The organism is Streptomyces sp. NBC_00390 (assembly GCF_036057275.1).
GTDB lineage: Bacteria > Actinomycetota > Actinomycetes > Streptomycetales > Streptomycetaceae > Streptomyces.
Map to the genome: position 1 here is coordinate 3,611,538 of NZ_CP107945.1, position 12,664 is coordinate 3,624,201.

Below are 12,664 nucleotides of genomic sequence, written 5' to 3' on the forward strand. Positions count from 1 at the left end.
ACCCTAGTGGTGCACCTGTCGGCGACAGTCGTCGGCACTCTTCCCCGCCAGGCGGACCGTCAACAGGCAAGTGGAGCGGCCCCGTTCACCGCCGCCGGAAGACCAGCCGGCCGCCGAGCACCGTCGCGACGCAACTGCCCGCACCGCTCAGCCGCAGCGCACGGGCCGGGAGTTCGTCCACCGGAACGTCGAAGACGGCGAAGTCCGCAGGCCTGCCGGCGGTGAGGTATCCGTCGATCAGCACACGGAGCGGGAAGCCCACGAAGGGATCGAGCGACAACGTCTCGCGCGGCCCAGGATTTCGTGGTGCGCGCACCCGCAGCCCCGACCGGGCGACCGCCGTCCGTACCGCCGGCCGTACGAACGGCCCGTCGACCGCGGTCACTCCGTGCCCGAGCAGCCGCTGCAGCCCGCGCCGGGCGCTCGCACCCCAGCGCGCGTCGTCCATCGCCAGCGCCGCCAGAGCGCCGCCCGTGAGGGGTTCGGTGCCGAGCTCGTCGGCCTCGCGCGGATCGGGGTGGTAGGCCGCCTCCAGCAGGGCCACGGCCTGCGGGTGCCGCAGACCGGGCATCAGCAGCCCGGGCCAGCGCCGTACCCGCGCCTGTGGGCGCGCCGCGACCATCGCCTCGTACGTGCCCACGGCGATGATCAGCCCGGCGTCCACGGCGACGGCCTCTGCCTCGTCGCGTCCGCAGAAGACCCGGTCCGCGACGTGAATCGTCAGCAAAACGACCTCAGTTGGAGGCGAGCAGCTTCAGTTCGGGATGCGCCGTGCCGCCCGCGATCGCCGTGGACGAGATGTGCGAGGCGACCCGCTCGTCGACCGGGTCGTTCGCCGGGTCGTCGTGCACGACGAGGTGCTCGTACGTCGTCGTGCGCTGCGCCGGGACCCGGTCGGCCTTGCGGATCATGTCGATGATCTCGAGGAGGTTGGAGCGGTGCTTGGCCCCCGCCGAGGAGACCACGTTCTCCTCCAGCATGATCGAGCCGAGGTCGTCCGCGCCGTAGTGCAGCGACAGCTGACCGATCTCCTTGCCCGTGGTCAGCCACGAGCCCTGGATGTGGGCGACGTTGTCCAGGAAGAGCCGCGCGATCGCGATCATCCGCAGGTACTCGAACATCGTCGCCTGCGTACGGCCCTTGAGGTGGTTGTTCTCGGGCTGGTACGTGTACGGGATGAACGCGCGGAAGCCGCCCGTACGGTCCTGCACCTCACGGATCATCCGCAGATGCTCGATGCGCTCGGCGTTGGTCTCGCCCGTGCCCATCAGCATCGTGGAGGTGGACTCGACACCCAGGCCGTGCGCGATCTCCATGATCTCCAGCCACCGCTCACCCGACTCCTTGAGCGGGGCGATCGCCTTGCGCGGCCGCTCGGGCAGCAGCTCGGCGCCGGCGCCCGCGAAGGAGTCGAGACCGGCCCGGTGGATCCGGGTGATGGCCTCCTCGACGGAGACCTTGGAGATCCGGGCCATGTGCTCGACCTCGGAGGCACCAAGCGAGTGGATCACCAGCTGCGGGAAGTCCTTCTTGATGGCGGCGAAGTGCTTCTCGTAGTACTCGACGCCGAAGTCCGGGTGATGGCCGCCCTGGAACATGATCTGCGTCCCGCCGAGCTCGACGGTCTCGGCGCACCGGCGCAGGATGTCGTCCAGGTCGCGCGTCCAGCCCTTGGCTGTGTCCTTCGGCGGGGCGTAGAAGGCGCAGAACTTGCACGCCGTGACACACACGTTGGTGTAGTTGATGTTGCGCTCGATGATGTACGTCGCGATGTGCTCCGTACCCGCGTACCGCCGGCGCCGCACGGTGTCCGCGGCCGCGCCCAGGGCGTGCAGGGGCGCGGACCGGTACAGCTCGAGCGCCTCCTCGGGCGTGATCCGTCCGCCTGCGGCGGCACGGTCCAGGACGGCTGCGACATCAACGGTCGTAAGGTCGGCCTTCTCGGTCACCGGGCGTCACCCTTCGGCGGTTCTGCTGTGGATCTACGGACCGATCCAGGCTACGCCACGGCCCCGGGCGACTCGGCTGCGCCTCCCGCACCCGCCTGGCTCGCCGTCGCCGAGGAACGCCTGCGCAGTCCGGCACAGAGGACCGCACCGCTCGTCGCGCCGAACAGACCGGCGCCGATCAGCAGCGTCAGCCGCGTGGTTCCTTCCTGGTCCGGACCGTCCGGAAGCCGCGGCTCCAGCAGGCCCAGCGGGTCGACGTGCAGCGTCACACGCTGGAGCATCCGGATGTGTCCGAAGCAGTTCTGCTGCTGCGACACGTCGTGCACGGTCCGGCTCTCGATCTCGACCACCCGGCAGTGCAGCACCTCCTCCTTCTCCTCTGTCGCGGAGACCATCGCGGGGACGGGTTCGCCGAGCCGCTTCATGTACAGCTCGTAGAGCCCCGGGCCCGCGAAGAACATCAGCGCGAAGCCGCACACGCAGGCGAGCGTCGCGGCACCCGACCGGTGCCAGCGGCCGCCGAGCAGCACGGGGGTCACCGCCAGGGTTCCGAGCCCGAGGACCACACCGACCGCTGTCCCGAACGGGTACTGGGCGGCGAGGCTTGCGAGGGTGAGCAGCCCGGGGACGAGGAGCGCCCACATCAGTGAGTTCCTCCGGATCTGCGCCCGGGTCGGAGGCGGCGGCAGCTCCTGGCCCGCCGCCGGTTTGTTCTGGGTCATGTCCACAGTTCAGTCAGCACCCTTGGTGAGCGTGGCGGACGGCCGTGCGGCCGCCGATTCCTGCGCGGTCGCCGATTCCTAGACGGCCGGCAGCGCGTACAGATGGTCCTCGTGGGCCACCAGGATCCGGTTGCCGGCACGGGCGATCTGCCATTCGCTGTCGGCCTCGACCCCGTCGTTGTACGTCCACCGCAGGGTGCCGGTCTTCGCGTCGAAAGCGTAGACACCGCCGTGTTCGAAGAACGAACCGATGTAGAGGGAGTCGGCGGCGCGCACGATCCGGTCGCCGAAGGGACGGCGGCCCATGTCCTCGTTCCGCCAGATCCTCCTGCCGGACGTGGGGTCGACGGCCCAGACACCGCTCTCGTAATCCATGGCGTACAGCACGCCGTCGAGAATCGAGGGCCGCTGGAAGCCCCGCCGCCCATCGGCGGACAGGGACCAGCTGTCCCGGCCGGACTTCAGGTCCACGGCCAGCAGCCGCTCGTCGCCCCCGAGGTACACCTTCCCGCCGAAGAGGGTGGGCTGCACCTCGTCGTCGGCGATCCTGCGGTTCCACACCTGCCTGCCGGTGGCGGCGCTGCGCACGGTGAGGTTGTACCGCTCGTCGGCGATCGAGCCGTGTGCGTAGACCAGGTAGCCCCCTCCCACGGTGAGCGCCACCTTGTCCTGGGTCCCCTCGTCGCGCTGCTCCCGCCAGACCACCTTGCGGCTTGCGATGTCGACCGCCGCGATGGCGTTGAGGCTCCTGGCCGGGTCGCTGTGGTCGAGATCGGCGATCACATAGATCCGTCTGCCGTCGACGGCCGCGACCTGGACGCCCGTGGTCATCTTTCCGCCGAGCTGGGCACGCCAGTGCTCCTTGCCCGTGCGGATGTCGTAGCCGACGATCGTCCCGTCGTAGTCCCCGCCGGGCAGGAAGAGGGTGTTGCCGGACACGGTCATGGTGTCCGCGGGGCCGGAGATCTCCTTCCGGGACCACTTCTGCCTGCCCGTCCTGACGTCGTACGCGGACGTGGTCCCCCCGAGCACCAGGAAGAGGTCACCGAACGCCTGTGGCGGAACGTCGTAGTGGCGGGAGAGACCTGGCGCCTGCTTGTGCCAGAGGGGCTGCGGGGCAACACCGTTCGGCGGGGTGGTGAAGACCTCCGGCTCCGGCTCCCGGCTCTTGCGGCCGTCCTTGTCCGTGGTGTTCTTTGCCGCGGACCGGTCACGGTCCCCGGCCAGCCACCAGGCCGCACCCCCGCCCGCCAGTGCCACGCCTGCGGCGCCACCCGCTGCCAGGCCGAGGAATCGGCGGCGGGACGGCACGGCAGTCGTCGGGTCACCGATCCGCACCGTGCCGACGAGCGATGAGCCCGCGGTCCGTGAAGCACCTGCCGTTGCGCCCGGGCCCGGGGTGTCCAGCGTCGTCGGGGTACGGCCGGGACCTGCCTGGGACGGCGCAGCGGCGGGCGGTGTTGCCGGCGTGCTCCCGTGGGCCGGAGTCTCCAGGTCCAGGATGCCGGCGGCATGGGTCGCGATCGTCGACGAGACCGCTGAGGGAAGCCAGTCCGCCAGAATGCGGCCCGTACCCTCCGGAGCCAGGGACCGCAGGATCTCCGCCGGGGCCGGCCGGGCAGCCGGGTCCTTGGCGAGGCACGCCCGTATCAGGCCGGTCAGCTGCTGCGGAACCCCGGCGAGATCGGGCTCCGCGTGGACCACCTGGTAGAGCATGGCCGCCGGTGCCAGCTCGCCGAACACATTGCGCCCCGTGGCGGCGAAGGCCAGCACCGCGCCGAGCGAGAAGACATCGCCCGCCGGGCCGAGATCCTGCCCCAGCGCCTGCTCCGGAGGCATGTAGCCGGGCGAACCGACCACAACTCCCGTCTGTGTCATACGGCTTCCGTCCACGGCCCGCGCGATGCCGAAATCGATGACGCGGGGCCCGTCGGGGGCGAGCAGTACGTTCGACGGCTTGAGGTCGCGGTGGATCAGACCGGCCGCATGAATCTCCTGCAGAGCGGCGGCGAGCCCGGCACCGAGCGCACGCACCGTGTGCTCGGGCAACGCACCGTGCACGGAGACGACATCGGTGAGATCGGGGCCCAGGACGTACGACGTGGCGAGCCACGGCAACGGGGCCTCCGGGTCAGCATCGACGACCGGGGCGGTGTGGCGTCCGGAGACCGCCTTCGCGATGTCGACCTCGTGCCGGAAACGCTGCCGGAAACTCTGATCCGCCGCCAGGTCGGGACGGACCACCTTCACCGCGACCGTACGTCCCCCGGGCGAGCGGGCGAGGTACACGCGCCCCATGCCACCCGCACCGAGCCGCGCCAGCAGCCGGTAGGTGCCCAACTCCTGTGGATCGTCCGACTGCAGCGGTTCCATGTCCGCATCCCCCGAGCGTTTGCGCTTCCGAATTCCTGTGACTTCGGCCCACAGTAGAGGTGCAGGGGGTCACGGGGGCCGCTGGGTATCGTTCGCCGATGCTGCGGAGCCCCTGCGCGGCACGGGCCACACAGCCCTCAGTGACGTCCGACGCCTCGCAGCCGCGGGGTGAGAACGGTCATCGCCGGGGGCCACCCGCACCACGGCAACTGCCTCAGCCCGTCGGCTTCTTCACCAGCGTCGCGTACGGGTTGCCCGCGGCGTCCTCCTGGGACCGGTAGCGCAGGGTCCCGCCCTTGGCGAGTGTGTACGTCACCGTCGTGGTGCCGCTTGTGCACAGCGGCGACGGCGGTCGGTCCGGATCCGTCCTCTCCGTGACACGCAGCTCCCGTTCCGTCCCGGAGGCGAGCTCCCCCACACCGTTGCATTCGAGCGGGCCGAGTGTCACGGAGGTGCGGACGACGTTCTCACCCTTCTTGCCCTTGGTGATCACTGCGGTGAGCAGGCCTCCTGAGAGACCGTTGTCCTGGGTGATCTCCCCCTGCCAGGTGCCGACGAACGCCGCGGGAACCGCGTCGACCAGCCTGGGCGCGGTGGACGAAGAGCCGCTGCGGGTGGGGGCAGGCCCGGTCGACCCGGGCGGCTCCACCGCCACGTCGCTGCCTCTGTCCGCGTCACCTCCGCGCCACAGATCGCGCAGCATTCCGGTGCCGAGCGTCACCGCGGCGAGTGCGCCCGCGACGGTCAGCGCCACCGTGCAGCTGATGCGCCGGCTCCGGCGGGCTCCGCCCGTGCCCGGGTCCGGGGCGGCGCTCGCCGATACGGAGAACCCGGTGCCCCGCCCGGAGCCGGTACCGGTCTGCGGTGTGCGTGCCGGCGGCACCTCCGGGCCGGCCGACGGCCGCGGTGCGGACGGCCGCGGTGCCGGCTGCGCCACGTGCGGCCCCGGTTGCGGCTCGACCGGCGGCCCGAAGACGCCGATCGCCGGGCTGCTGAACGCCACCGGCCCGGACACCACCGGGTCGGGTACCGGCCGCGCCTCCAGGTTCAGCAGTTCCACGGCCGCCCGGCTGATCTGCTCGACCAGCGGCCCCGGCAGCCGGCCCGCAGTGATCAGCGCCACCGTCCCGTCCGGAGCCAGCCGGGTCACGATCTCGTCGGGCGTCGGGCGCGCCGCCGGGTCCTTGGCGAGGCACGCCGCCACGAGCTCCCGCAACCCGCCTTCCAGCGCGCCCAGTTCCGGCTCTCCGTGCACCACCTGGTAGAGCAGCGCGGCCGACGAGTCACCCGGGAAGGGGGCTTCGCCCGTTGCCGCGTACGCCAGGACGGCGCCCAGCGAGAAGACGTCCGCCGCACCGGTGATGCCCTTGCCGAGGATCTGCTCCGGGGACATGTAGCCGGGAGAACCCACCGAGACACCGGTCGAGGTGAGCGAGGCCGTGCTGTCCGTGGCCCGGGCGATCCCGAAGTCGATCAGCCTCGGGCCCTCCAGGGTCAGCAGTACATTGGACGGCTTCACGTCCCGGTGCACCAGGTCCAGGGCATGGACCGCCACGAGGGCCTGCGCAAGTCCGGCGCCCAGCGCCCGTACCACCGCATCAGGAAGCGCGCCGTGCTCGGCGACCGCCTGGGACAGCGACGGTCCGGCGACGTACCCGGTGACCACCCAGGGCGTGGCGGCGTCCGGATCGGCGTCCAGCACCGGCGCGGTCCATTCGCCGCCGACGCGCCGCGCCGCGGCCACCTCGCGCCGGAACCGGGCCCGGAACTCCTCGTCGAGCGCGTAGTGAGGGTGGACGACCTTCACCGCGACGGTACGGCCGCCGGTGCTGCGGCCGAGGTAGACGCGGCCCATGCCGCCCGCGCCCAGCCTGCCGAGCAGCCGGTAGGCACCGATACTCCTCGGCTCACCCGGATCCAGCGGCTGCATTCGAACTCCCCCGGTCGCGCTGCCGATTACGAGAGCTCAGCCTAGGGGCGGCCCGGCCCGGTGCGCAGCACGCGAAGGACACGGTCGACAGCGGGCGAAGGACACAGCCGGCAGCACACCAGGAACTCAGCCGTCGAGCAGATGCACCACGACATCGGCAGGGAATCCGGTCGTCGGCCCGGTCCGCCGCGCGAATTCCCGCACACCGGCGAGCTGCTGCGCACCGAACCGGAAGTCCAGTGTCGTGAAGTAGCGCTCCAGCAGCTCGGCGTCGAACGCCTCCCAGCGCGCGGCCTGTTCGGCGACCTTGGTGACCTCCTCGAGGGACAGGTCCCGGGAGGCGAGAAACGCCTCGTGCACCTTGCGTACGACGAGGGGCTCCCGCGCCAGGTAGTCCTTGCGCGCCGCCCACACCGCGAACACGAACGGCAGCCCGGTCCACTGCTTCCACATCTGCCCGAGGTCATGGACATGGAGGCCGAGGCGCGGCGCGTCGTGCAGCGAGGCACGCAGCGCGGCGTCGCCGATCAGGACGGCCGCTTCCGCCTCCTGCATCATCAGCCCGAGGTCGGGCGGGCAGGTGTAGTAGTCGGGCTCCACCTTGTACTGCTCAGCGAGCAGCAGCTGGGCGAGCCGTACGGAGGTACGGGAGGTCGAACCGAGCGCCACCCGGGCACCGTCGAGCCGTTCCAGCGGCAGCTGCGAGACGATCACACAGGACATCACCGGACCGTCGCAGCCGACGGCCAGGTCGGGAAAAGCGACCAGCCGATCCGCATTGCGCAGGAATTCCACAAGGGTGATCGGCGCGATGTCGAGTTCGCCGTTCACGAGCTGCTCGCTGAGCTTCTCCGGGGTGTCCTTGGTGAGCTCGAGATCGAGAAGAGTTCCGGTTCTGGCCAGCCCCCAGTAAAGAGGCAAACAGTTCAGGAACTGGATGTGTCCCACACGTGGCCGACTGCGACGGTGATCGGTTGCGGTTGCTGTGCTTTCTCCAAGGCTGTCCACAGCGCGAGGCTAGACCTGCGACATACCGACGACGCCGCCGGGGCTCGGCGATCCGCCCGCGCCCCCCGTCCGAGCTGCGGTTCCTCGCCGCGGACTGTCAACACATCAAGATCGAGTCAAACATCCGGGTGACGTGATCTTTCCCTCTACCGCTTCGCACACGCTGCGTGCTAGGCTCGACGCAAGTTGCAGTTTGGTTTCCCTTGCAGTACAGAGCCTGCGGAGCATGTAACCCGCAGGCTTTTGTAGTTTTCAGACTTCTTGCAGGTTCTGGAGCAGGGCAACCCTTTGGCCCAAGGAGGGCTTATGGCTACCGGAACCGTCAAGTGGTTCAACGCTGAAAAGGGCTTCGGCTTCATCGCCCAGGACGGCGGCGGCCCGGATGTCTTCGTCCACTACTCCGCGATCAACGCGTCCGGGTTCCGCTCCCTCGAGGAGAACCAGGTCGTGAACTTCGACGTCACTCAGGGTCCGAAGGGCCCGCAGGCGGAGAACGTCACCCCGGCCTAAGTTGCCTGGGTCGGCGATCGCGCACGACTTAGCAGTACCCAAGGAGCCCCGTTCCGTACGGTTTCGTACGGAACGGGGCTCCTGCCTTTCCCCGGAGGCTCACCCGAGTGACCGCCACCGATGCCGCTGTGGCGCGCCCTGGACGACAGCCAGGTCCGCCACACGCGGACTCGTTGTGCTGCCACAGCACCGCGGGGCGTGACGGAAGCGCCGGAGTGCGACGCCCCGCTCCCACGTCTCCACCCGTGGTGTCGGACGGGAACTGTCGGCTGCGGCTGACCGGCGGCCGGCGGGGCTTCGTGACCCGGGCGCGCCCATGGATCGCCCCTGGCGGATGCGGAGCGGGCAGGCGGACCGGCGGCAGCCGCCGAGGCGGAGTGCAAGGCGCCCGAACTGTCCCCGGCCGACATCGCCTACGCGGCCCGCAGAACCGCGACCGGCACGGTCTTCCGGCTGCGCGGCGCCGGCGGCCGCATCCATCCCGCCGGTGGTGTCAGCGGTGGGACCAGCGCTCACCGCGCATGAGGCCGCCCAGACCCGTCCAGGCGAAGTTCATCATCATGCCCGCGGCCTCCTTGGCCGAGACCCCGCCGGTCTCGTTCGCCCACCCGGCGAGCGACTCGGCGGCGCCCACCAGCGCCTGGGCGAGGCCGGCCATGTCGCGGTCGGCCAAATCGGCTCCCCGGCGCGAGGCCCGGGGCACGCCCTGGCGGGCGGCGGCACCGATGAGACCGGTCACGAAGTCGGCGATCTCCTCCCGCATCCTGGTGACCTCGGCGGCGAACGGCTCGCCGTGGGTACGGGCCTGGCGGTGCAGCACGGACCAGCCGTCCGGATTCTCGGCGGTGTGCCGGAAGAACGCCTCCAGCCCCGCCCACATCTGCTCGTCGGCCGGCAGCTCCGGCTGGATGGCCGCCTGCACGGCCTCCGTGAGCGCCTTCGCCTCGCGCCGGATGCAGGCGGTGAAGAGCTCTTCCTTGGAGTTCAGGTACAGATAGACCAGCGGCTTGGACACCCCGGCCAGCTCGGCGATCTCGTCCATCGACGCCGCCCGGTAGCCCCGTTGCCCGAAGGTCTGCACTGCGGCGTCCATCATCTGCTGCTCACGCACGGCGCGCGGCATGCGCTTGGCCTTCGCGCCCTTCACAGCATCCATGTCAGAGATCCTCCCCCACACCCTTACTCGGCGGTAAGCCTACGGTCCCCCTTCACGGCGACCGTAGCGCGGTGCGGTGAGCGGCCGCAGCGAGCACCGCCTCGGTGCACAGGGGGCGGCGGCAGGCGCCGGCGCCGCCCACGACCTGGCAGAGCCTCGGGAACCTGGCCCTGCGCAGCGGGCGCCCCGGGACCGCCGAACACGAAGACGCGTGCTGCACCCGCGGAACGGGCACAGCACGCGTCGTCACGATCCCGACCGGGTCAGGAACGCTTCATGCTCCTCGGGAGGGAATTCAGCGCGCCCAGAGCACCGCTGAACTCGCTCGCACCGAAGGCGAGCGGCGGTCCTCCTGCCGGCGGAACCGCAACCCAGGGTTCGTCCCAGGTGATGTCGTCAACGACAACGTCTCCGTGTGTCTCCCACAGACTTCCGTCCGGGGCGACCACTCTGACCCACGCGTCAAGCCCGTCCACCGAGATGTCGACGCTGCAGGAGTCCGCGGGGAAGAGCGGGTTGTTGGCGTCGTCGAGGTCCTCCCACACCGGGCCATCGGCCTCGTCCTTGATGAACGCCCCGTCGTCGTTGACCACGGCGACGTGCTCACGGCCGGTGACGAAGGTGAACGAGTCGGTGTCGTGGCAGTGCCCGGTCGGACCCGTCGGACCCGTCGGACCCGTCGGACCCGTCGGACCCGTCGGACCCGTCGGACCCGTCGGACCCGTCGGACCCGTCGGACCGGTCGCACCCGTCACACCCGTTTCACCCGTCGGTCCGGTCGGACCCGTGTCACCCGTCGGACCCGTCGGACCCGTCGGACCGGTCGGACCCGTTTCACCCGTCGGGCCGGTCGGACCCGTGTCACCCGTCGGGCCGGTCGGACCCGTTTCACCCGTCGGTCCGGTCGGACCCGTGTCACCCGTCGGACCCGTCGGACCCGTCGGACCGGTCGGACCCGTTTCACCCGTCGGGCCGGTCGGACCCGTGTCACCCGTCGGACCCGTCGGACCGGTCGGCCCCGTCGGACCCGTCGGACCCGTTTCACCCGTCGCACCCGTCGGACCCGTCGGACCCGTTTCACCCGTCGCACCCGTCGGACCCGTCGGACCCGTCGGACCCGTTTCACCCGTCGCACCCGTCGGACCCGTCGGACCCGTCGGACCGGTCGGACCCGTGTCACCCGGGTCACCCTGCGGCCCGGTCGGGCCCGTGTCACCGGTGTCACCCTGGTCACCCTGCGGACCCGTAGGCCCGGTCGGACCCGTGTCGCCGGTGTCGCCGGTGTCGCCGGTGTCGCCGGTGTCACCCTGCGGACCCGTCGGACCGGTGGGACCTGTGGGGCCCACCTTGCACTTCTCGCCCTTGTCCTTGTCCCTGTCCTGCGGCAAGGCCTCCGCCGCCCTGGGCCCCGGCCTGGCGACGACGCACTTGTCCTTGTCCCTGTCCGACGGGCTGGTCACGGCAACGTCGGCGGCCGCCGGGGCGCCCTGCGCAGCGGCGATCGTGGGGCTGGCAATCCCTGTGAGCACGAGCGCGAGCGACGCGATCGTTCCGCCGGTCAGCCAAGCGCGTCGCCCTGGAAGCGGGCCCAGAGGGGACTTGGTCCTGTATTCAGGACTCATACACTGCTCCTTCTTGAACCAGTTCGAGTGACTCTCCGGAAGCGAGTTCGAGCTTCCCTCGGCATCATCGGTTCGCAGACGCAACGGCTTGAGAAACTTGCGGAGTTATCAACGCAATGGACTATGAGGCAAACACCAATGGGTGCGTACACGGCAGCGAACGTGAAAAGGCCGTCGGCGTGCCGTCCCCGGGCCGGTAGGTCCGCTGCATAGGGTCACCGCCGGACCGACCCGCCGGATTGGTGATGCCGTGAAACCGTCTGTGTGCCTGTGCATGATCGTCAAGAACGAATCGAAAGTCATCGAGCGATGCCTCGCGTCCGCACTACCCCTGGTGGACACCTGGGTGATCTCCGACACCGGCTCGACCGACGGAACCCAGGAGCTGATCCGCAACGCGCTCAAGGGCATCCCGGGCGAGCTGCACGAGGAGCCGTGGGTCAACTTCGGCCACAACCGGAGCCTGAATCTCCGCCACGCCCGCGGCAAGGCCGACTACCTGCTGCTCCTCGACGCCGACCTGGTGCTCCGCCAGGACGCCCCACTGCCCCGCCTCAGGGCTGACGCGTACATGCTGCGCCACGAGGGTGCGACCGAGTACCGCATCCGGCGCCTGGTCCGCGGATCGCTCCCCTGGCGATACGAGGGCGTCACGCACGAGTACCTCACGGCCGACCGGCGCGAGACCCAGGAGAACCTCGACGCGCTCGTCATCGAGGACCACCATGACGGCGGCTCCCGCCACGACAAGTTCGAACGCGACCAGCGCCTGCTGAGCGCCGAGCTCGAACGCGACCCGTCCAACACCCGCACGGTGTTCTACCTCGCCCAGACCCTGCGCGACATGGGCAGCACCGCGGAGGCGATCGACCTCTACGAACGCCGGGCGGGCATGGGCGGCTGGGCCGAGGAGGTCTACTACTCGCTCCTCCAGGTCGGCATCCTCCAGGCCGAGTCCGACGACTGGCCCGCCGCCATGGACTCTTTGTCCCGCGCCTGGGAATTCCGCCCGGACCGCCTCGAAGCCTGCTACGAACTCGCGTCCCGCCTGCGCCGCATGGGCCGCCATCGCTCCGCGCACGCCTTCGCCGCCGCGGGCCTGCACCGCCGGCAGCCGGACGACCTGCTGTTCATCCAGCCCTGGGTGTACCGCTGGGGCATGCTGTTCGAGTTCTCGATCACGGCGTACTGGGTGGGCGAGTACGAGACCTCACTTCAGGCCTGCGACCGCCTGCTGGCGATGCCCGACCTGCCGGAGGAGTACCGGAAGCAGACGCGGATCAACCGTGGATACGCGGTGCAGCGGCTGGGGCCTGCCGCCCCGAGGACCGAAACGGTCGTGGGTCTCCCCCGCTGACGGGAGAGACCCACGACCGGCCGGCCTGCGCCGTCAC

Annotated in this window: 10 protein-coding genes; 2 read left to right on the forward strand and 8 right to left on the reverse strand. The window is 70.5% G+C overall.

The genetic code is table 11. The features are described 5' to 3' along the window. Window positions 1-85: 85 nt before the first annotated feature. From OHS70_RS15495 to OHS70_RS15520, 6 genes are all read right to left on the reverse strand, one after another. On the reverse strand, window positions 86-727 hold the full coding sequence (locus OHS70_RS15495) for a hypothetical protein (protein ID WP_328397813.1): 642 nt from the start codon (window positions 725-727) through the stop codon (window positions 86-88). 7 nt (window positions 728-734) lie between these two features. After that, on the reverse strand, window positions 735-1,949 hold the full coding sequence (gene mqnC / locus OHS70_RS15500; RefSeq protein WP_328397815.1) for a cyclic dehypoxanthinyl futalosine synthase: 1,215 nt from the start codon (window positions 1,947-1,949) through the stop codon (window positions 735-737). A gap of 50 nt (window positions 1,950-1,999) precedes the next feature. Next, the gene (locus OHS70_RS15505) at window positions 2,000-2,671 is read right to left on the reverse strand and encodes a hypothetical protein (protein ID WP_328397817.1); all 672 of its coding nucleotides are present in this window, start codon (window positions 2,669-2,671) and stop codon (window positions 2,000-2,002) included. Window positions 2,672-2,749: 78 nt separating this feature from the next. Further along, entirely contained in the window at window positions 2,750-5,044 is a 2,295-nt protein-coding gene (locus tag OHS70_RS15510) for a serine/threonine-protein kinase (protein ID WP_328397819.1), read from the reverse strand. Between the two features lie 214 nt (window positions 5,045-5,258). Beyond that, a complete protein-coding gene (locus tag OHS70_RS15515) occupies window positions 5,259-6,974 on the reverse strand; it encodes a serine/threonine-protein kinase (protein WP_328397821.1) in 1,716 nt (571 codons plus the stop codon). Window positions 6,975-7,100: 126 nt separating this feature from the next. After that, window positions 7,101-7,982 carry a menaquinone biosynthetic enzyme MqnA/MqnD family protein gene (locus OHS70_RS15520; protein WP_328397823.1) on the reverse strand — a complete coding sequence of 294 codons (882 nt, stop codon included), beginning with the start codon at window positions 7,980-7,982 and terminating at the stop codon, window positions 7,101-7,103. 306 nt (window positions 7,983-8,288) lie between these two features. Between OHS70_RS15520 and OHS70_RS15525 the strand changes: the two genes are divergently transcribed. Next, window positions 8,289-8,492 (forward strand): cold-shock protein, encoded by a 204-nt coding sequence (locus OHS70_RS15525; RefSeq protein ID WP_003967102.1) that lies wholly within the window; start codon window positions 8,289-8,291, stop codon window positions 8,490-8,492. A 493-nt stretch (window positions 8,493-8,985) separates the two neighbouring features. On the opposite strand, the gene OHS70_RS15530 is transcribed toward OHS70_RS15525, so the two are convergent. Continuing rightward, window positions 8,986-9,648, reverse strand: coding sequence for a TetR/AcrR family transcriptional regulator (locus tag OHS70_RS15530; protein ID WP_328397825.1), 663 nt, complete (start codon window positions 9,646-9,648; stop codon window positions 8,986-8,988). Window positions 9,649-9,911: 263 nt separating this feature from the next. Next, window positions 9,912-10,403 (reverse strand): hypothetical protein, encoded by a 492-nt coding sequence (locus OHS70_RS15535; RefSeq protein WP_328397827.1) that lies wholly within the window; start codon window positions 10,401-10,403, stop codon window positions 9,912-9,914. A gap of 1,117 nt (window positions 10,404-11,520) precedes the next feature. Here OHS70_RS15535 and OHS70_RS15540 point away from each other — a divergent pair. Further along, window positions 11,521-12,627 carry a glycosyltransferase gene (locus OHS70_RS15540; RefSeq protein ID WP_328397829.1) on the forward strand — a complete coding sequence of 369 codons (1,107 nt, stop codon included), beginning with the start codon at window positions 11,521-11,523 and terminating at the stop codon, window positions 12,625-12,627. The last annotated feature ends 37 nt before the right edge of the window (window positions 12,628-12,664 follow it).

What these genes read in the sequence shown, in the direction of transcription:
- OHS70_RS15505 (WP_328397817.1), bottom strand. Translation starts at nt 2,671, where the DNA reads ATGACCCAGAACAAACCGGCGGCGGGCCAGGAGCTGCCGCCGCCTCCG.
- OHS70_RS15510 (WP_328397819.1), bottom strand. Translation starts at nt 5,044, where the DNA reads ATGGAACCGCTGCAGTCGGACGATCCACAGGAGTTGGGCACCTACCGG.
- OHS70_RS15515 (WP_328397821.1), bottom strand. Translation starts at nt 6,974, where the DNA reads ATGCAGCCGCTGGATCCGGGTGAGCCGAGGAGTATCGGTGCCTACCGG.
- OHS70_RS15525 (WP_003967102.1), top strand. Translation starts at nt 8,289, where the DNA reads ATGGCTACCGGAACCGTCAAGTGGTTCAACGCTGAAAAGGGCTTCGGC.
- OHS70_RS15530 (WP_328397825.1), bottom strand. Translation starts at nt 9,648, where the DNA reads ATGGATGCTGTGAAGGGCGCGAAGGCCAAGCGCATGCCGCGCGCCGTG.